The organism is Bdellovibrio sp. ZAP7 (assembly GCF_006874645.1).
Taxonomy (GTDB): Bacteria; Bdellovibrionota; Bdellovibrionia; order Bdellovibrionales; family Bdellovibrionaceae; genus Bdellovibrio.
Window position 1 is genome coordinate 1225410 of the sequence record NZ_CP030082.1, and the last position, 17521, is coordinate 1242930.

Genomic DNA, 17521 nt, shown 5'->3' on the forward strand with positions numbered 1-17521 from the left:
CTGATCAGAAATGATCAGGCTTTATGCCGCGGCCTTGAAGCGTGCCTTCAAGTTTTACGCGGTAAAGTTTCATCAAAGGTTCTTTGGCAGCTTCGCCTTCGATAATTCCGATAGCTTCCGCAATGGCTTGCAAAGTCGCCATACCTTCCGGAGTGTTTTCTGCGCGCATGTGTACTGGTGACTGGTTTGGTGTTTTGATCATCACTCGCGGGACATCTTTTAACTCATGATGACGATAGTGAACTTTACTGGCCTGGCGCCAGTTTCCATCCGGAACAATCAATTGAATGGGGCGGGGATCTTCGGCGACAAACTCTGCCGTCAATTCCCTGGCATCATCTGAAGGATAAAACATGACGGTGCGATACTCCGGCGTCAGCAAATCACTCAAGTCCAAAGCATTTTGATCGGCTCCGCGAATGCGCATTTCGCTGTTCACCAAGGCTTCAATCGCCAGTCTGCCGGTGTTGGTTGTGCGTTTGAGCTCTTTGGCATGTACGACCAGGCAAAGGCGGGTTTTTAGGTCTAATTTAGGAATGAACGCACAGACACAGCGGCTTTTGTTTAAAAAGCAGACGGGGCAAGGGTCTTTGGTCTTTCTTTTACGTTCTAGAGTCATCGGGCCCACTATTGATGCAGAGCGCTTAATTGTCAATACCAGCGACCTTTGTTAGGTTCTAGCTCTTCAGATTTCAAAGGAGAGCACATGTCTCGCGTCGTTAAGGCCCCAACGGGTAACAAGATGGTTTGTAAAGGCTGGTTGCAAGAAGCCGCTTACCGCATGATCCAAAACAATTTGGATCCAAGCATCGCTGAACATCCAGAAAACTTGGTTGTTTATGGTGGTATCGGTAAAGCTGCTCGTAACTGGGAATGCTTCGATAAAATTCTGGAAGCACTTAAAGAACTGGAAAACGACGAAACTCTTTTGGTTCAATCTGGAAAACCCATCGGTATCTTGAAAACTCACGAAGACGCTCCAAGAGTTTTGCTTGCGAACTCGAACCTTGTTCCTAAGTGGGCTACTTGGGAAGTCTTCAACGAACTGGATAAAAAAGGTTTGATGATGTACGGCCAGATGACGGCGGGTTCATGGATCTATATCGGAACTCAAGGGATCATCCAAGGAACTTACGAATCCTTCGTTGAAGCTGGTCGCCAGTACTTCAATGGCGATTTGAAAGGCCGTGTGATCCTGACTGCTGGTTTGGGCGGTATGGGTGGAGCACAACCTCTTGCAGGAGTGTTTGCTGGCGCTTGCGTGCTTGCGGTTGAAATCGATCCAACTCGTATTCAAAAACGTCTTGAAACAAAATACATCGACGAAGTTGCGACAGATATCGACGATGCGATTGCTCGTATCAAAAAATACACCGCAGCGGGTGAAGCTAAATCCGTAGCTCTTCTTGGTAACATGGCGACAGTCATTCACCAATTGATCGACAAAGGTTTCACACCGGATCTTTTGACAGACCAAACATCTGCGCATGATCCGTTGGTGGGTTATATCCCTGAAGGTTACACTGTCGAGACAGCAAAAACTTTCCGTGAAAAAGATCAAACGGCTTACTTGAAAGCAGCTTACGATTCCATGGCGAAACATGTTCGCGGTATGCTTGCGATGAAAGACAAGGGAGCTGTTACTTTCGATTACGGAAATAACTTACGTGCCCGTGCTCAAGAAGCGGGTGTTGAAAATGCATTTGATTACCCAGGATTCGTTCCTGCTTTCATCCGTCCATTGTTCTGCAAAGGCTCGGGTCCATTCCGTTGGGTTGCACTTTCTGGTGATCCAGCTGATATCAAAGTGACTGACGATGCGATGAGAAAGCTATTCCCACACAAAAAAGATCTTCTTCGTTGGTTGGATATGGCTGAAGAGCGTATTGCGTTCCAAGGCCTTCCGGCGCGTATCTGCTGGCTTGAATACGGCGAGCGTGCGAAAGCGGGCGCGATGTTGAATCAGCTTGTGGCAGAGGGCAAAGTGAAAGCCCCGATCGTTATCGGTCGTGATCACTTGGATTGCGGTTCTGTGGCTTCACCAAATCGTGAAACAGAAGCGATGAAAGACGGTTCCGATGCAGTCAGTGACTGGGCATTGCTAAACGCCATGGTGAACACAGCTTGCGGAGCTACGTGGGTGAGCTTGCATCATGGTGGTGGTGTAGGCATGGGTTACAGCCAACATGCGGGCCAAGTTATCGTGGCAGACGGCACTGAAAAAGCCGCTCGCAGACTTGAGCGTGTATTAACTGCGGATCCAGCAATGGGTGTCTTCAGACATTTGGATGCTGGTTATGATCTTGCAAAACAAACTGCAAAAGAGCGCGGCGTAAATAGCTGCTGGTTGTAGTCTCAACGCGGTTACATAATTCTACCAAAAAGACTGTTACTTAACTGGCCGAAGTGAAAAACACTTCGGCCTTTTTTCTCACATTAACGCTGTCTCTGCTTGATAATTTCACTCTCAGCCGAGGGCTGCTTATTCTCAGCTAATTCTTGTTTGCATTCTTGTGCCATCAGTCAGACCATTAAGTGATGGTTTAAAAAACTGGAGGTCTTCATGATGTCTCACAAGATTGTTTTCACCACGCTTTTAGCTTCACTTTCATTAGCTCCCTTAAGTTTCGCAAATGCTCAAGCCAAAGGCGCACCTGATGTGGTGCGAGTGGGAAATTTGAAATTTGCGCACTATGGTGCCATCAGTTACATGTCGGAATACTGCGGTAAATATAATTTGAAAGTTCAAGAGCGCGTGTTTGCAAAAGGTATCGATATCATGCCAGCGATTATCGCTGGAGAAATCGATGTTGCGGCTAGTGCAGCTGATGCTGCCATCGCGGGTCGTGCTAGCAAAGTTCCTATTTACGCGATTGCAGGATTCGCTGAGGGTGGCGCTCGTATCGTTGCGGGTAAAGATTCCAAGATCACCTCTGTCAAAGATTTCAAAGGTAAAAAAGTCGGTGTGGCCCGCGGGGGAGCGCAAGAATTATTGCTTTTGGCAGAGCTTGCGAAAAACAATCTGACTTGGTCCGATAAACCAGGCAAAGACGTGACGATTGTCTACATGGCCTTTGCCGATTTGAATCAGGCATTGGCTGCGAAACAAATCGATGCCATGGCGCAAAGTGAGCCGCAGTCTTCCCAAGCCATCAACAAAGGCTGGGGAACTGAATTGTTGAAACCCTACGATACAGAAATGGGTAAACCAATTCGTACGCTGGTCATGACCGAAAAAATGTATAACGAGAAAAAGCCGGTCGCTGAAAGATTTGTAAAATGCTTTGTCGAAGTGACTCAGCTTTTCATGGATAAACCAGAGATCGCTGAAAAATTCGTTGTCGAAAAAATGTTTAAAGGTCAGATCACAAATCAGGATTTTAAAGATGCTATCGGCAACTCTCCCTATGTGTATCACTTAACTGCAGAGCACATTCAAATCACGACAGACTTTATGCAAAAATTCGGTGTGGGTCGTATGCAAAATCCCCCGAAAGCAACGGACTGGGTGAAGCTTGATTTGTTGGAAGATGCGAAAAAATCTTTGGGTGTGAAATAGGGGCGTTGATGGCTAAGGCTAAAATAGATTTCCTATCGCGTATCAAAGGGATTTGGGTGCCAATACTTGCCATCGCCATTTGGGAGCTGGTGGTCCGTATTGGGTGGGTGAACCCGCAAGTTCTTCCGGCCCCCTCGGCGGTGATCGTTCGTTGGTACCAATACCTGATGCCCCAAGAAGCCTATGATCCTGCTTCAGGAGTTTCCAGATTTTCCTGGATGTTTTCTGGCGAACTGGTTCACGATTTGTGGGCCAGCTTTTATCGTGTGATCCTGGGATGTGTGATTGGCGGAGTTTTAGCGTTGCCACTGGGTCTATTGATGGGAGCAAGCCAAAAGGTTTACGATTACTTTAATCCTTTGGTTCAAGTGCTTCGTCCTATTCCCCCGATTGCCTACATTCCGCTTGCGATCTTGTGGTTCGGTTTGGGAAATCCTCCGGCAGTATTCCTGATTGCTTTGGGAGCTTTCTTTCCGATTCTAATGAACACCATCGTGGGAGTGCGCGCCGTGGATTCTATCTATATCCGTGCAGCTCGTAACTTAGGTGCGGGATCTTTTTTAATGTTTAGAAAAGTCATCGTACCTGCAGCCATGCCGTACATTCTAAGTGGCATACGTATCGGTATCGGAACGGGATTTATCTGTATGATCGTTGCAGAAATGATCGCTGTAAACTCCGGTCTTGGTTACCGCATTCTGGAAGCTCGTGAATATTTCTGGTCTGATAAAATTATTGCAGGGATGTTCTCGATCGGTTTGTTGGGGCTTGCGATCGATACGGTGGTGGATAAATTGAACAACTACTTGCTCCGTTGGCACCGAGGTCTTGAATAATGGCAAACACAGAAACACAAATCAAAGTTCAAGGCGTCGATAAAATCTTCGTTGGTGGCGAAGAGGGTAAAGACGTTATCGCTCTGAAAGACATCAATCTAGAAATTCCCCGTGGGCAGTTCTTGTGCCTGCTGGGGCCGTCAGGCTGTGGTAAGAGCACTTTGTTAAACGCAATTGCGGGATTCTCGCTGCCCACGAATGGCCAAGTTCTGGTCGAGAATAAAATGATCGAAGAGCCAGGACCAGATCGTGGAATGGTTTTTCAGGAGTACGCATTGTTTCCGTGGATGTCGGTTGAAGACAACATTACTTTCGGTCTGCGCATTAAAAAGAATGTGCCCGAAGAGCAAATCCAAAAGACTTTGGAATCATTGTTAGAGAAATTGAAGCTAACAGAGTTCCGTAAGCGCTTCCCGAAAGATCTTTCCGGTGGTATGCGCCAACGTGTGGCGATCGCGCGCGTCTTGGCCTTGGATCCACCGATTATGCTTATGGATGAGCCCTTTGGAGCGTTAGATGCCTTGACCCGCAGAAGTCTGCAAGACGAGCTGATCAAGCTGTGGCAAGAAACCAAAAAAACCGTGGTCTTCGTCACTCACAGTATGGAAGAAGCGATTTATCTCGCCGACCGTATTGTGGTCATGACGTACCGACCAGGAACTGTGAAGAAAGATCTGATTGTGGATCTTCCTCGTCCAAGAAATCCAGCGGCCACTGATTTCAATGCCCTTAAACGTGAAATCAGCGACATGGTTATGGCCGAGCAAAACCGCTTCCAAAACGCTCAAATTCGCGGTTCTACCGGCGACTAAATCAAATTCCTATTCAATAGTGCACTCAATTCGAGCGAGTTCTCGGCATCAGCCGAGAGCTTGATACGAACTTTCACAGGGGCTAAGCATGCTTCAGCGTAAGTCATCCTATAAGTTATCCTGGCATTCATCTTATCTTCGCTGATCGCCACATTAAAATGATTGGGAAAATAGTTTTGATTCGTTTCGAACTGTAAATAGGTCGAATCAATCTCCACATGCAAGGGTTGGCTAAGGAAACCTATGGCTTTTGAAACATCAAAGTCTAACGTCCAAAGAATGTTTTCATTTTGCACTTCAGCGGGAACATCACCACGCTGAATGATGTCTAGAACGCGGTTGATGTGTTCTTGAGTTAGGTTCCCCTTGTTCATCGCCGCAGCGACGGCCGCTTCATTTGAGCGTTGCAGAAAGGTATCGATTCTTTTGCGGTACAGTCTGCAGCTCGTCTGTTCCTGGGTCTCATTCAGCACCTGGGCTGTTTGAATTTTAATTTCACCGACCAACTGATCGGCGAAGGCGGACGGTGAACTGATTAAGATAAGACTCAAAAGAAACCATTTCATAAATCTTCCTTAGTCTTTTGAAAAGCCAACAGATCCGCTAAACATGACAGGCGTTGTGATTTCGACCGTCTCTTCCGCCTTGGAGTTATTCGCTGAAATATAGGAGTCTGTTTTAGAAGCTCCCCCGAATGTTGAGTTGGCGATATCCAACACAATCGCGCCAGCCTGGCAATAGGGATGAGCACATTTTCTTAGGCCCTCAGCTGCGGCAGAAGCCCCGTTTTTACCTGGCGTTCCTGATTCCACAGGCGGAAGTGAAACCCCAAGCCTTGCCATGGAAATGTCATCTAAAACTTCCTGCATCAGTCTTTGTTTAATATCCCAGGCGGTCTGGGCTTTGACTTCTGCACAAACGCGAGAGTCATTACAACTCATCGTCAGTGAAAACCAGCCCGAGGTTTCGGCAGTTTCTATGAGTGAAGAGGCCGTGGCGGTTTTAAAGAATCCACCTTTGGATGAAGACTCGCGAATTTTTTTAGCTAACAATCCTTTATTGTAAGTGGCAGTGTAACCAAATGTCGCACCTACTTCGTATTTGTAGAAGGCAGTTGGCGTGATGAGGCCTGCTAAAACCTGGGAATCGATTTGCTCAGGAATTTCGCGCGTGAAAGGATCCCGAAGTTTACAAGCTCCAAACAAGCTTAAATCCAATCGGGCAGAGTAGCTTCCGGCTCCAACATTGCTATCCTTGGGAAGCGGCAGGTCCTCGTTAAAAGCAATACGCATATCAGGATCTTGGTTTTTTGCCTGATTCCAAGCAAGCGTAACTTCTTTCAGCGGGACCGCCATGAAGGCCACAGGAACAGCGGTATTGTATTGACGAAAGCGTTGAACATTTTTTTCGATGTTCATATCAAAGATCATTTCCACCGAGGCACCTAATGCCGAAGCCAAGTCGCCATAGTCGGATTTAATTTTTTCACGCGCCTCGCGAATGGTGGTCAAGGCCTCCTCGTTGACCTTTCCCTTGATAGCTTCTGTCGTCTGTCTGTTGAGTTCTGCCATCATTTTATTCAAGGAGCTGATCTCTGAGCAGCGGCCCAGGTTGCCACTGGTGATTCCTGTGACTTTGCGGGAAGCTTGCGCCGGAGGCAGTACATAAGCCGTCTTGCAATCCGCGGTTAGAAAATAGCCACCGCTGTTCGGTGGCGTGCGGATGCTTTTTGCTACTTCACAAGATGAGGAAATTCTTGGACCTATAGCAAATGCCGAGCTTGAAATCATCGATACGACGAGGAACCATTTTTTCATAAATTTTCCTTTTTCAAAAATTCCTTCGCCAGATTCAACATTTCGTACGAATCACTTCTTGGGTCCGATATTTTAGGAAAGTCTTCCAGAAGCAATTGAATGCTTTCTGATTTGGGTTGGTTCTCCAGTTGCAGTATCACTGAGCCCAAGACATATGCCTGAGTGATCGTCAAAGACTTCGGATCAGGTTGTTGCCACTGAATTTTGCCCATTTGCGAGCTCCAAGATTTGTGCAATTGACTTAAAATCGTCGCTTGCATCTGAACCTGCGAAGAGACACCCGGCGTATTCTGTCCATTATTTTCAGGCGGGGGAGTGCCGGGATTTTCACAGGCTGTTAGCAGTGAAACTAAGCAAATGAGTCCGAGCAGGTTTTTCATTTTAGTCTCCGATATTTACATCCAACGTTTCCCCAATAACGCAATTCAACGTGTATTTGGGATTTTCAGGTTTTACGTAGTCAATGTTCATTCCCCAATTATTATAAAGCTCAGAGTCTTTCGCAGTCGCTTTCTGGGTGGCATTTAGAGTCACATAATCGGCTTTCACCGAATTCAAGAAGGTTTGAATTCTTTCGGCAGAATTAAGCATTTCTGATGTTGCCACGACAGAACGAGCGGCAACACCCAATGCGAAGGCCTCTGCAATTTCATTTTGCTTCGGAGTGTTCTTGTTGCTGACTACGTTGGGTTGGAATTTCCAGAACTGTTGGTAAATGGAAGTATAAGCACTTTGCTTGATCCACATGGTTTTGTCTGGAAGGGCTTTTTCATATGTGATATCTCTTACGACCGAGAATTGAACAGTTTGCTCCATAAGATCACAGGCCAAAGCGTTCTTATCCGAAAGATCAATTTGAATCTCCCGACCATCGGACTCACGAACTTTAGCACCGATCAAGGAAATTTCATTTTCTAAAGATCCTTTGCTTTCGCGGTACTCCGTATCGTTAGAAATCCAGTAGCCATAGTTTTTTGTCAGGTTTATTTTTGGTTCACCTACCACGACAGAGTTTTCAAAGGTCGAAAACTTGGCAAGAGCTGCCGCCGAAATTCCATCCCCGGGAATAACTAGTTTCGCTTTAAATCTCTTTCCAAGAAAGATCGACAATTTACAAAGATCGCCAGCTTTCGAATTTCTTTTTGCGTCGACAATCACCTTTATCGGTGTGTTTTTAACGAACAGGCGGTGAAAGCGAGAAGCACCTGTGGGCAATTTGTAAACTTCAGCGCGCAATCCCGTATCAGGATCCAGATAAATACTTTCGCTTTTAAGGGAGGGAGCCCACTTTCCAAGTGAACCCCAATCTGTTGCCTGAGCGTTCGCAGTCGCCGCGATTATTAGAATGAATGTTGCGAATTTCATATAATTCTCCAATTAATTGAAACCTGATGTGTGATCCACGGTCGTTGTTTGATTTGCTTCCAAAGTGATATGTTCACTGATCCAGGAATCATCTTTAATGTCTTTAGTCAGCTCGCTCACACCATTGCGGTCTACTCTTGTGTAGATCGTTTGAGTGCTGCAGCTTCTGGATGCCCCGATTCCAAAGAAACCCGAATTGCTTGAGCAGACCTGTCTTGTACCGGTTGCCACGTCATCGGTGCCCGGTTGAATTTCAGGAGCGCCTGCAACCGGTTCTTCACTGAAAATACCCAGCTGCTTTAACTTGTTCTCTGCACGAAGAAAGTACTGTTGAATACTTTTGTTGATAATGCGAGCGAATGGGGAAAGCTCTTCGCCATCAGCGGTGCCTTTCATATAGTCGTCAAAGCTGTAAGGGCGACCTTTGTCGTCGATAGTAATACTGAGGGAATTGTCAAGTCCGCCGGCGATCACGCCTTGGGTGAAGTCTCTGCGAGTGTACTTTCCTCTTTCAATGAAACTTTCGATGTTGTTTAGGAAATCCGTTGTCTTGATAGTTGCATTCACGTCCAGCTTGATCCCAGTTTGCACATTAACCTTATAAGCAAGATTCAGTGCGACAGTTTCGCTAATCAGTCTATCTAGATCCTCGCGGTTGTCTTTGGTATTACAATAAGCTGACGTCGAAATATCAACCAGACCAGTCAGTCCACCGTTCATCGCCACATATGTTGCCTCAGAATCCAGAGTCACCCCTGAAGCCGCGGGCACGCGATAACTTGGAAAATCGACATTCAGAATCGTTTTTCCGACTGTGGTTTTTGCTGACTTTCTTGAAATAACCAAAGTTGAGCTGGTGATTAATGCCGGTGTGAACTTCGTTGGACCATTAGAACCATCAGGCAATGCATTTGCTATACGGTAAGCTTCCACGTTTTGCATGATGCGATCTTCAAGAGTGTACTTAACACGCAAGGCAGGCATGAGGTCGTAGATACCAAAGATATCGTTCTTTCTTTTCGTGTAATAGGCAATTTGCTTTCTGAGCTCTTTGATTTGCAACTCGTAAAGATCTTTCTTGTCAGCAGGGGCCTCTGTGATTTTCAAGATCACTTGATCAAGTTCTGCACTCAGGCTGGCGATTTTTGCATCGTAGTCAAATGATTGGGATTTTTTATTAAGGATTTCCTTACAAAAACGATCGGAAGCCCCTGGCAGTTTTGCCCAAGTTTTAACCGCCTTAATTGTTTTCTGAGGCAATACATAAGCAGTGCTGCAGTCTTTGCTAAAATAGATCGGGGCCTGGTTTTCCATCGACGGAGCTTTGACCTGACAGGATTTCTCTGGCTTAAGAACGGCGAACTGGCTTTCCTCAGGCGCGGCATGAGTAGGCTGGACCATGCTCAATGACAGGATGGTTCCTACGAGCAATTTATTTTTCATGGAGATCTCCTTTATGTAGGTTCGGAAATTATTTAACTTCTTTTTCTCGTTGTGTGCCGCAGACGATCCATCTCTTGGAGGTCTTGTTGGCCCGTTGGCTTTGACTGCTGTATCCGATTTCGATGTACTCTAATTTTTTTAAATCAGGAGTTTTTACGAACTCGACGGCCCAGCGTTCATCACGGCCCGTGGCATCGTCGTAGTTTCTGTCGCGAAATCGATAATGCAGCATTCTCGAATTTTGGATTTCCAATTGATGTGTTTTTGAGTAGTCGAATTCAGGAATATAAAAGGGGACGTAGCGCTCAAAGCCAGTTTTGTCGACAACGAGCATATCGGCGATGATGGTACCATGAATTTCACGGGAGGATTTTGCGACTCTGCAGACCTGAATTTCAATGTGGCAGCTACCGAGGTCGTAGCGGCCTTCCATTTCTCTAAGAAATTCGATCATGCGCAGATCTTTGGGATTGTGCGCAGCATGCGTGGGACACGCGCCTAATTTAGCCCAGCTTTGCTGTGCCAAGAGTACCAGTGCGATGATGAAGAAAGTCTTCACGGGGCCCCCTCGTCAGAGTGACGTGAGGCTATCGAGCAAAGGGGATACCAGTGACTTTAGAGCTTGAATTCGATTTTAGATGAGCTGAGTGAATTTGGTCCGGTGCCCGAGACTTGAATTTCGGACATCGGCCGGACGATTTTCGTGCGGGCTATTGCCCGCATTGGCAGTCGGTACCAAGGCAAGAAAGAACCTTGCCATGATTGTTAAACTGAAACTGGAAAACTTTATTGTCGTGCATTTCCAAGCTCACGGAAGAATTATCCTTAAGCTTCAAATCCATCTTTTTTTCAACGCGGGTGATTTTTCCAGTTGCTAAAAGCTTTTCAACGGTGTCGTCAACTTTTAACGGAATTTCTTCCGGAAGATCTTGCGCATCCAATTTATAGAACTTTACAGTCTTTTTGGATTTCGCATTCGTATTATCAGCACCGATCACATGCACACGACGTTTTGTGCCGTCGGGTTGGTCCAGGTGATAGTTTTCCAAAGTCGTTTCTTCAGTTTTAACACCCAAGCTTTTACGTAAGTATTCGACCAAAGCTTCTGGCGTTGCCACAGCTTGAGCAGCGATTTCGGGAGCACAGGCTTTCAAAGAGTCATTGAATGTGTCTTTGTCAGAAACTGCCACCGGTGATTTTGCCACTGTTGCAGTTCCGGCCTCAGAACCTGTCACAGCTGTATTCGGTGCAGAAGCGCTTTCTCCGGCAGAGATCACGGCCGTATTGGCACCACTATTAACTGGTTTTTCGTGAAAAAGAATATGCAGGAAATAATAATCCGCAGCCACTCCTAAAATGAAAAGTACTGCAGCCCAAAAAAACCAATGCCTAAACTTAATTTCTTTCATAATTCCTTTAATCCTGTTTCAGATTCGGAACCCAAACATCCCATGACTTACAGCTTCTTGCACGCTGCGAAGGTCCACGGAGCTGACCCCAACGGTACTGTGCTTCGTCCATGGGATTGTTTGAAATGAGTCCCGCAAACAATCTGCGTTTGAACTCGGCTAAGTCAATGTACTGACCAGAAGAATATTCAGTGGTACAAACAGAAATTCCGTCAACGCCCACCGGGGCCATTTTTCGAGTTTCGCTGAGCATGCTTTCTTCGATGAAAGGATAAATCTTGTTCAGACGCACACGCATGTCCAAGCTTAAATCGGATGCATTGTTGGCCAGAACCAACTCGCGGTAAACTTTGCGCAAAGTCACATAGTCATCAAATACGCGTTGGTCACGGCTTGGTGTGGAGTAAGTGTCATAGTCTTCATACGACATACAACCACGAGTGGAGCGCAAAGCATTCAAACCATCGTTCACCGCACTCACTCGGCCGACCAAACCTTGGCAAGTTACTTTCATCAAACGCGCCATCATTTGCTCATCCGTTTCGCGACGAAGTTGCAAACGGCCTTGTGCGTATTTCACCCAGCGTTTCAAAGGAACTTTGTATTGTTCTTCGCTGTAGCCCGGAACTTTCCAAACAGGTTGGTTCAAATACTCAACCGGTCTCCAGTAACGGAAGCCCGCGCCACCCGCCGGAGTTTGATCGCCTTCAAAAACCCATTCAGGGTTTGGCCAGGATTGGCGCTCTTGCAAAGTCGAACCTGAAGTACGACCCACCGTGGAGTTGTAAACCAAGTGAGGTACACCGATCGGCAGCATTTCTTTGATTGTCCAAGAATGGTGATTTACCGCAGTTGTCAGAATCAAAGAGCCTGCACGAACAGTGTTGCGTGAAATCGCAACAGGGTAGGTGTCATTGGCAACGGATTTAGTGCTGACCATGTCATAGATATACAGCAGGAAACTTTTCACACGTTGTTCTTCACGCTGCTTATCGAAACGCTTCATTTGATTTGAAATCGTGCGACCATAAGCCGTGGGATCTTGAATCACGAAGGGAAGTTTATTTTCGTAAGCGAAAATCAAACGCATGGAATACACAGTGTCGGCGCAGTCCGTACGGAGACCGTAATAAGGATTGCTTTGGCCATTCGGAAGCTTTTTGCGGGCAAAGAAATCAATTTGCCAATTGTTTTCAACCCACTCAGAGAAGCGGTCTTCCCAAGCCGGTGACCAAGAGTTAACTTCTGTCCACACGGCCGCGTGGGCAAAACTACAAGAAACCAAAACCACAAGAAGCAAAATCAAACGTTGCATGATGACTCCACAGATTACGCGAGGAAAACGGTACATTGCCGGTTTTTAAGATTCAAACAAAATGCCCTGCGGCCAAGCCCCATTTTAGCTAGAGGTGACGTGTCATAAAATTCGGGCGAGTGCGTATTGAAATTCATCTGGTGAGTCATAGAATAAAGAAGTCGGCCGTTGCTTTTGCGGTCAGCACTCTGGAGGAGATATGAACAACTTGAAGTGGGTCCTAGGTCTTGTGTTCCTTGTGGGGACAGCAAACGCGGCCATTCGAGAGATTCCCGTCACGAGCGGCCGTACGCTGCGAGCTCAGGTCGACAGCTATGTCGAGCTTCTGCAGAAGGAAATGGGCCTGGCTAAGAATAATAAAGAGCGTTTTCGCGCGATTCGCCGGGTGACTGACGAAATTAAAGTCGTGCGTGAAAATAATATGCCTCAGACAGCAGCAGATGAGGCCTACATGGATTTAATGTTGGCTGTTTTTGATTCCGTACCAACCGAGAAAAATTTCAAAAAAAGTGACTGCACACGCTACGAAAGCGATATCTTGAATCAATACGAACCCACGGCGGATATAGAGCCAATGGAGCCTGCGGTTAAGCCTGCTTGGTTTGCCCTCTCCGTACTGTGTAGATAATGCCCTTGTGATTTAAGTCCAAATCCGCTAATTCTTCGGGGGATTAATGTTTAATGCCCTACGAGGAGTTATAGAGTGAAAAAGCTTATTTTGATGATCGCAGTGACGGTGTCTTCTTCAGCATTTGCAGCCCCTAGCACGCCAGAATTCGTCGATACTTTGGTAGATACAATTAACGCGAAACTTGTGGTGATCAATAACGAGCGCACACAAGAGGGTGCTAAACTTTATTGCAATCAACTGAATGCAGACCAAGTAAATCTAATCGCTGCGTATTTCCGTAACAAAAAAGCGAATGCTTGGAAAACGTTGAGTTCGGTAAATGCCAGCAGCTTTGTGAGCTCTGTAGGTTTCAATCTTTCCTGCTTCCCGAAACCGTGCAAAAACTATGATGATTTGGTTCATGGTATTTGCAATGCAAAATCCTATAAAATGGATCGCGCGCTTTTGACAAATTCCTTAGAAGCCATCAAGGGTGGAAAAATCTATGTCAACACGACAATGGATGAAGTGGCTCGCTAGTAGCCATTATCATTGTAAAGTTGAAATTTAAAAAGGGACCTAATGGGTCCCTTTTTTTGTCCTGCATAATCACATCTTGAACAGACTTTCAGTTTGGGTCGAAATATTTAAAACAAATATTTCCAAGGAACATCCATGACTGGTCGGTCGTTTAAGGTCTTGCTCGTTTTCGTGGCTTTGGTATTTCAACTTCCTTTCCAAGCGGCACACGCCGAACCGGAACCGGGAGCGGAAATGTTCATCTTCCATCTGGGATATTTTCTTCCTTCCTTTGATACAACTTTGCGCGTGGATAATAAGGCTCTCGGCCGCGGGGATGAAGTAAACCTTGAAAACGATTTGGGTCTTGATGTTGAAGAAACGACCATTCGCGCAGATGCCCTCTGGCGGAAGTCAGAGCATAATCGCTTAACTCTAGGAATATTTAATTTTAATCGAACGGGCAATCGGGTTATCAACCGTCAAATTCAAATTGGTGATCAAATTTATCCGGTCGGCGCGACTGTGAATACCAATTTTAATTTCACGGTGATTCCCATCGCTTGGTCTTATGCATTTATCAAAAACTCAACTTGGGAAGTTGCTGCAGGAGCCGGTCTGCAGTGGTCGCAAATTAGTTTTAAAGCGGAAGGCAGTGCTTCACTAAGTGGGCTGAGTGGCAGTCGCGAAGCCACAGCCTCTACAAATGCGCCGCTCCCCCTAATAGGAATCGATGCAAAATACTATATCTTTGATAACTGGAGCGTGGGCTCGAATCTGGGGGTATTTGCTTATAAAGTTTCAGCGTCGAATATGGACATGCAGGGTAATGTCGTGAATGCCACTATTTCTACGGATTGGTGGTTCACTAAGTATGTGGGCGCTGGTGCTGCACTGAACTGGTATTATGTTGGTGTTGACGTGCAAGGCAGTAAGTGGACGGGGGAGTTTAACTACCAATACTTGGGACCCCAACTCTTTTTATCAGGGCGATTTTGATATTTTTGTTCGCCATAGCAATCAGTGCGACGTTAGAATCAGAGCATGAGCAAAGTCGCAGTCTTTTTTCAAAGTGAACCACCTCCAGCCATCGATGGAATTAAAAAACCTTTTAAACCCGGCGGCTACAGTGATAGCGGCGCTGATATAGCCTATGCCCTTAAGGAAAGTGGTCAGTTTGTGGCGACGCCGGTGGCTTTTCCTGAACCACAAAATGATAAAGACTGGGTCTTTCCTGATAGCGAATCAGGCTTTGCGAAAGCCTATGAAGCTGGTGCCAGAGTCTTTTGGCTGAACACTGTTTTGTACGTGGGCCATCCCGTTGAGAAAATAAAATATCCTGATGTAAAGTTCGTGGGACAGCTTCCTGCGGATGTGCAAAAGGCTGACGATAAGTTCGCGACCAATAAGCTTTTGCGAGAGCGTGGACTTCCGGTGGCTTTTTCTGAAGTTATTAAGCTTGAAAACTGGCAGTCATTAAATTTAACGGCTCCCATGATGATTAAACCTATCCGTGGTCGTGGCAGCCAAGGTGTGGAAGTCGTCAAGGAATCCCCAGCATTGAAAGCGTTGGTTGAAAAGTGGAAGGCCTCTGGGGAGTTTGGTGATGCTTTTATGGCCGAAGAGTTTTTGCCCGGTGACGAGATAACGATCACGGTGATGCCGGCAGGGACTTATCGTGTTCAAGGGGAGAACGTCGTTAAAGACACTCCCTGGGCATTGCCTCCGGTGCGACGTGTGAATCATGTCGAAGGGGTTGCGCCTTACAACGGTGTCGTAGCGGTGACCTCTAATAGTGTTCTTCTGTCGCCAGTTGAGGCGCAGGAAGCCGCTATTCACAGTGCGGTACAGGCTTGCGAGCGAGCTGGAACTCTTTTGGAAATTCATGCGCCGATTCGCATTGATTGCCGTCAAAACTCCGACGGAAAGTACCTGATTTTTGATTTAAATATGAAACCGAATATGACGGGGCCAGGAAGGCCGGGGCGGGATAATCAAGACAGTCTGTCTGCTATTGCTGCCCGAGGAATTGGCTGGGACTTTAAAGACTTGCTGCTAGCGATGCTAGAGCAAGCCTTTAAGATGGTCGTTAGTAGCCAAGGATATCTACGTAAGTAATGCCTTTAGCAACGCTGGAAGAAACTTTAGCGCGTTGGCCTTTGATTTGAATTCTGCCATCCAAGAACAACTGTTTGAAAGTTGTGCGAGTGATGTTGAACAGATTCAGGTTTTCTTTTTGATTGCGAAGGGCGTTTAATAAAACCACATCCAAACGTTTGGCTGATTTGTGAAGCTCAATCGTCACGCGAAATGATTTAGGTGGTTGTGGTGGAACGTGATTTACGCCTTCGTATGCATCCATGGGGTCTCCGAATTTAATAAGGCCGAAAGATGCCACGGGAAGGCCGCATTTGTCCATTTTCTTTGAGGTTGAGGGCTCTTATGGGGTCCGAGCCCTAAAAAAATGCCACGAATTGGGCTCAAACCAGCTGTTTTTAGTTACATTTGCCGACCGGGCCGTAAGTAACGACACTTTGGCAAACGAAAGCAAGCTTTTGGCCTTTTTTGATATTTAAAGTCTGAGAGATTTTCTTAGAAACCTTTTTTACGACAGCGTATTCAACTGTGACTTCGGCTTCATTCTCAAAGCATTCTTCAGTATAATTTTTCGCTTCAAATTTTGTCCTATTGGTTTGCTTTAGAACTAAATTGAAGATGTTGCCATCCTCGTCCTTTTCAATGCCATCCCAAGTTACCAGATTTTCTTCTTCAGAAAGTTTGTCTGATTCAATTCTGTAGGCATCCATGGGACGGCCCGCGACGCCGATTTTCACTTGGTTGCCGTCGATCGTATACGCTGTGCAATTAGAAGTTAAATAAACACCACCTGCAAAAACAGGGTTAGCAGAAATAAGAAGCGCCAAGGTTACAAATACAGATTTCATAAATACTCCTATGTTTTTAAAATTTAGTGGCAGTCTAGGCCTGTGGGAGCCTGAACCGTGGTAGTGCAAGCGAAGCGCAGGGTTTGGCCCACTTTGATGCCTTTTGATTTGGGTAAATAAGCAGATACTTTCGTGACCTTCGCCAGTCGAACCGAGTCCCATCTATGACCTTGAAGGCAGCCGTCGTCGATAATATCGCGAGTGACAATAGTTTCTTGGATAACGTTTAAAACAATTGCGGCATATTTCGGAATATTGTTGCCATAAGAAATGCCTTCAAAATTGACCCACTTGCTTTGCTCTTCTTCAGAATCTGATTCGATCGAGCGAGCATCACCTGGCAAAAGATAAAGGGCGATAGTTTGGCCCGTTGGAGTTTGAGCGATACATTCTTCAGTCATAGTTTCTTCTGTCGCGTAGGCTGTAGAAGCTGAAATGACTAGTGCCAAAATTGCGATTAAGTTTTTCATAATATTCTCTATATAAATTCTGGTGAAAAATTAAGTTAGCAAGTTGCCAAGTTGAGAGCGGAGTTCAGACAAAGTCTTTTCTACTTCTTCAAGTTTGATAAATAGATCTGCGTGCTTTGGCTTACGACCCGTCATCAGCTCAAACAGGGAAACGTCTAATGCTTTTGAGAGCTTTTCATAGGGCTCACCCAGAATCTGACGGCCATTTTCCCACTCACGGTAAGTGGTTACAGGGATGCCTGTAAGATCTGCGATTTGTTGGGCAGATTTGTCTTGTTCTGTGCGTAGTCTTTTAAGGCGTTTCGCTAAAGTTTCCATAACATTCTCCGTGGAGGCCGTTATAGACAGATCGCTGCCATGCGTAAATTAGAATGATTCGATAGAATTCATCGAAAAAGTAGAAAGGTGCCAGGTCCGATAG

General features: G+C 46.0%; 21 protein-coding genes. 8 read left to right on the forward strand and 13 right to left on the reverse strand.

Annotated features, from left to right (window positions below):
• Nucleotides 1-4: 4 nt before the first annotated feature.
• Complete coding sequence (locus DOM22_RS05985) at nucleotides 5-619, reverse strand: tRNA-uridine aminocarboxypropyltransferase (protein WP_142699498.1); 615 nt, start codon at nucleotides 617-619, stop codon at nucleotides 5-7.
• 87 nt (nucleotides 620-706) lie between these two features.
• Here DOM22_RS05985 and hutU point away from each other — a divergent pair, with 87 nt between their 5' ends.
• From hutU to DOM22_RS06005, 4 genes are all read left to right on the forward strand, one after another.
• Nucleotides 707-2353, forward strand: a complete 1647-nt coding sequence (gene hutU, locus DOM22_RS05990) for a urocanate hydratase (protein WP_142699499.1) — start codon at nucleotides 707-709, stop codon at nucleotides 2351-2353.
• A 213-nt stretch (nucleotides 2354-2566) separates the two neighbouring features.
• Nucleotides 2567-3559 (forward strand): ABC transporter substrate-binding protein, encoded by a 993-nt coding sequence (locus DOM22_RS05995; protein WP_371716806.1) that lies wholly within the window; start codon nucleotides 2567-2569, stop codon nucleotides 3557-3559.
• Between the two features lie 8 nt (nucleotides 3560-3567).
• Complete coding sequence (locus DOM22_RS06000) at nucleotides 3568-4395, forward strand: ABC transporter permease (RefSeq protein ID WP_142699501.1); 828 nt, start codon at nucleotides 3568-3570, stop codon at nucleotides 4393-4395.
• Nucleotides 4395-5207 carry an ABC transporter ATP-binding protein gene (locus DOM22_RS06005; RefSeq protein ID WP_142699502.1) on the forward strand — a complete coding sequence of 271 codons (813 nt, stop codon included), beginning with the start codon at nucleotides 4395-4397 and terminating at the stop codon, nucleotides 5205-5207. The genes DOM22_RS06000 and DOM22_RS06005 overlap by 1 nt, the downstream gene beginning before the upstream one ends.
• Here DOM22_RS06005 and DOM22_RS06010 read toward each other — a convergent pair.
• The 8 genes from DOM22_RS06010 to DOM22_RS06045 form a co-directional block, all read right to left on the reverse strand.
• Nucleotides 5204-5773 (reverse strand): hypothetical protein, encoded by a 570-nt coding sequence (locus tag DOM22_RS06010; RefSeq protein WP_142699503.1) that lies wholly within the window; start codon nucleotides 5771-5773, stop codon nucleotides 5204-5206. The two genes, DOM22_RS06005 and DOM22_RS06010, sit on opposite strands and share 4 nt — an antisense overlap.
• A gap of 9 nt (nucleotides 5774-5782) precedes the next feature.
• Complete coding sequence (locus tag DOM22_RS06015) at nucleotides 5783-7024, reverse strand: hypothetical protein (RefSeq protein ID WP_142699504.1); 1242 nt, start codon at nucleotides 7022-7024, stop codon at nucleotides 5783-5785.
• A complete protein-coding gene (locus DOM22_RS06020) occupies nucleotides 7021-7404 on the reverse strand; it encodes a hypothetical protein (protein WP_142699505.1) in 384 nt (127 codons plus the stop codon). Before DOM22_RS06020 ends, DOM22_RS06015 begins: the two co-directional genes overlap by 4 nt.
• 1 nt (nucleotide 7405) lies before the next feature.
• Nucleotides 7406-8389 carry a hypothetical protein gene (locus DOM22_RS06025; protein WP_142699506.1) on the reverse strand — a complete coding sequence of 328 codons (984 nt, stop codon included), beginning with the start codon at nucleotides 8387-8389 and terminating at the stop codon, nucleotides 7406-7408.
• A 12-nt stretch (nucleotides 8390-8401) separates the two neighbouring features.
• On the reverse strand, nucleotides 8402-9832 hold the full coding sequence (locus DOM22_RS06030; RefSeq protein ID WP_142699507.1) for a hypothetical protein: 1431 nt from the start codon (nucleotides 9830-9832) through the stop codon (nucleotides 8402-8404).
• Between the two features lie 28 nt (nucleotides 9833-9860).
• Nucleotides 9861-10391, reverse strand: a complete 531-nt coding sequence (locus tag DOM22_RS06035) for a hypothetical protein (protein ID WP_142699508.1) — start codon at nucleotides 10389-10391, stop codon at nucleotides 9861-9863.
• Between the two features lie 151 nt (nucleotides 10392-10542).
• Nucleotides 10543-11241: a hypothetical protein gene (locus DOM22_RS06040; protein WP_142699509.1), complete on the reverse strand. Its 699-nt coding sequence runs from the start codon at nucleotides 11239-11241 to the stop codon at nucleotides 10543-10545.
• Nucleotides 11242-11248: 7 nt separating this feature from the next.
• Nucleotides 11249-12556, reverse strand: a complete 1308-nt coding sequence (locus DOM22_RS06045; protein ID WP_142699510.1) for a hypothetical protein — start codon at nucleotides 12554-12556, stop codon at nucleotides 11249-11251.
• 199 nt (nucleotides 12557-12755) lie between these two features.
• Between DOM22_RS06045 and DOM22_RS06050 the strand changes: the two genes are divergently transcribed.
• From DOM22_RS06050 to DOM22_RS06065, 4 genes are all read left to right on the forward strand, one after another.
• Complete coding sequence (locus tag DOM22_RS06050) at nucleotides 12756-13184, forward strand: hypothetical protein (RefSeq protein WP_246845863.1); 429 nt, start codon at nucleotides 12756-12758, stop codon at nucleotides 13182-13184.
• A 75-nt stretch (nucleotides 13185-13259) separates the two neighbouring features.
• Entirely contained in the window at nucleotides 13260-13706 is a 447-nt protein-coding gene (locus DOM22_RS06055) for a hypothetical protein (RefSeq protein WP_142699511.1), read from the forward strand.
• 135 nt (nucleotides 13707-13841) lie between these two features.
• Nucleotides 13842-14684: a hypothetical protein gene (locus tag DOM22_RS06060; protein ID WP_142699512.1), complete on the forward strand. Its 843-nt coding sequence runs from the start codon at nucleotides 13842-13844 to the stop codon at nucleotides 14682-14684.
• A 45-nt stretch (nucleotides 14685-14729) separates the two neighbouring features.
• Nucleotides 14730-15803: an ATP-grasp domain-containing protein gene (locus tag DOM22_RS06065; RefSeq protein WP_142699513.1), complete on the forward strand. Its 1074-nt coding sequence runs from the start codon at nucleotides 14730-14732 to the stop codon at nucleotides 15801-15803.
• On the opposite strand, the gene DOM22_RS06070 is transcribed toward DOM22_RS06065, so the two are convergent.
• The 4 genes from DOM22_RS06070 to DOM22_RS06085 form a co-directional block, all read right to left on the reverse strand.
• On the reverse strand, nucleotides 15775-16047 hold the full coding sequence (locus tag DOM22_RS06070; RefSeq protein ID WP_142699514.1) for a hypothetical protein: 273 nt from the start codon (nucleotides 16045-16047) through the stop codon (nucleotides 15775-15777). The genes DOM22_RS06065 and DOM22_RS06070 overlap by 29 nt on opposite strands.
• Before the next feature lie 133 nt (nucleotides 16048-16180).
• Nucleotides 16181-16630, reverse strand: a complete 450-nt coding sequence (locus DOM22_RS06075) for a hypothetical protein (protein WP_142699515.1) — start codon at nucleotides 16628-16630, stop codon at nucleotides 16181-16183.
• A 23-nt stretch (nucleotides 16631-16653) separates the two neighbouring features.
• Nucleotides 16654-17100 carry a hypothetical protein gene (locus DOM22_RS06080; RefSeq protein ID WP_142699516.1) on the reverse strand — a complete coding sequence of 149 codons (447 nt, stop codon included), beginning with the start codon at nucleotides 17098-17100 and terminating at the stop codon, nucleotides 16654-16656.
• 30 nt (nucleotides 17101-17130) lie between these two features.
• Entirely contained in the window at nucleotides 17131-17418 is a 288-nt protein-coding gene (locus DOM22_RS06085; protein WP_142699517.1) for a helix-turn-helix domain-containing protein, read from the reverse strand.
• Between the last annotated feature and the right edge of the window lie 103 nt (nucleotides 17419-17521).

What these genes read in the sequence shown, in the direction of transcription:
- DOM22_RS05985 (WP_142699498.1), bottom strand. Translation starts at nt 619, where the DNA reads ATGACTCTAGAACGTAAAAGAAAGACCAAAGACCCTTGCCCCGTCTGC.
- DOM22_RS06020 (WP_142699505.1), bottom strand. Translation starts at nt 7,404, where the DNA reads ATGAAAAACCTGCTCGGACTCATTTGCTTAGTTTCACTGCTAACAGCC.
- DOM22_RS06050 (WP_246845863.1), top strand. Translation starts at nt 12,756, where the DNA reads ATGAACAACTTGAAGTGGGTCCTAGGTCTTGTGTTCCTTGTGGGGACA.
- DOM22_RS06075 (WP_142699515.1), bottom strand. Translation starts at nt 16,630, where the DNA reads ATGAAATCTGTATTTGTAACCTTGGCGCTTCTTATTTCTGCTAACCCT.
- DOM22_RS05995 (WP_371716806.1), top strand. Translation starts at nt 2,567, where the DNA reads ATGTCTCACAAGATTGTTTTCACCACGCTTTTAGCTTCACTTTCATTA.
- DOM22_RS06025 (WP_142699506.1), bottom strand. Translation starts at nt 8,389, where the DNA reads ATGAAATTCGCAACATTCATTCTAATAATCGCGGCGACTGCGAACGCT.
- hutU (WP_142699499.1), top strand. Translation starts at nt 707, where the DNA reads ATGTCTCGCGTCGTTAAGGCCCCAACGGGTAACAAGATGGTTTGTAAA.
- DOM22_RS06060 (WP_142699512.1), top strand. Translation starts at nt 13,842, where the DNA reads ATGACTGGTCGGTCGTTTAAGGTCTTGCTCGTTTTCGTGGCTTTGGTA.
- DOM22_RS06010 (WP_142699503.1), bottom strand. Translation starts at nt 5,773, where the DNA reads ATGAAATGGTTTCTTTTGAGTCTTATCTTAATCAGTTCACCGTCCGCC.
- DOM22_RS06085 (WP_142699517.1), bottom strand. Translation starts at nt 17,418, where the DNA reads ATGGAAACTTTAGCGAAACGCCTTAAAAGACTACGCACAGAACAAGAC.
- DOM22_RS06030 (WP_142699507.1), bottom strand. Translation starts at nt 9,832, where the DNA reads ATGAAAAATAAATTGCTCGTAGGAACCATCCTGTCATTGAGCATGGTC.
- DOM22_RS06080 (WP_142699516.1), bottom strand. Translation starts at nt 17,100, where the DNA reads ATGAAAAACTTAATCGCAATTTTGGCACTAGTCATTTCAGCTTCTACA.
- DOM22_RS06015 (WP_142699504.1), bottom strand. Translation starts at nt 7,024, where the DNA reads ATGAAAAAATGGTTCCTCGTCGTATCGATGATTTCAAGCTCGGCATTT.
- DOM22_RS06005 (WP_142699502.1), top strand. Translation starts at nt 4,395, where the DNA reads ATGGCAAACACAGAAACACAAATCAAAGTTCAAGGCGTCGATAAAATC.
- DOM22_RS06045 (WP_142699510.1), bottom strand. Translation starts at nt 12,556, where the DNA reads ATGCAACGTTTGATTTTGCTTCTTGTGGTTTTGGTTTCTTGTAGTTTT.
- DOM22_RS06070 (WP_142699514.1), bottom strand. Translation starts at nt 16,047, where the DNA reads ATGGATGCATACGAAGGCGTAAATCACGTTCCACCACAACCACCTAAA.
- DOM22_RS06000 (WP_142699501.1), top strand. Translation starts at nt 3,568, where the DNA reads ATGGCTAAGGCTAAAATAGATTTCCTATCGCGTATCAAAGGGATTTGG.
- DOM22_RS06040 (WP_142699509.1), bottom strand. Translation starts at nt 11,241, where the DNA reads ATGAAAGAAATTAAGTTTAGGCATTGGTTTTTTTGGGCTGCAGTACTT.
- DOM22_RS06065 (WP_142699513.1), top strand. Translation starts at nt 14,730, where the DNA reads ATGAGCAAAGTCGCAGTCTTTTTTCAAAGTGAACCACCTCCAGCCATC.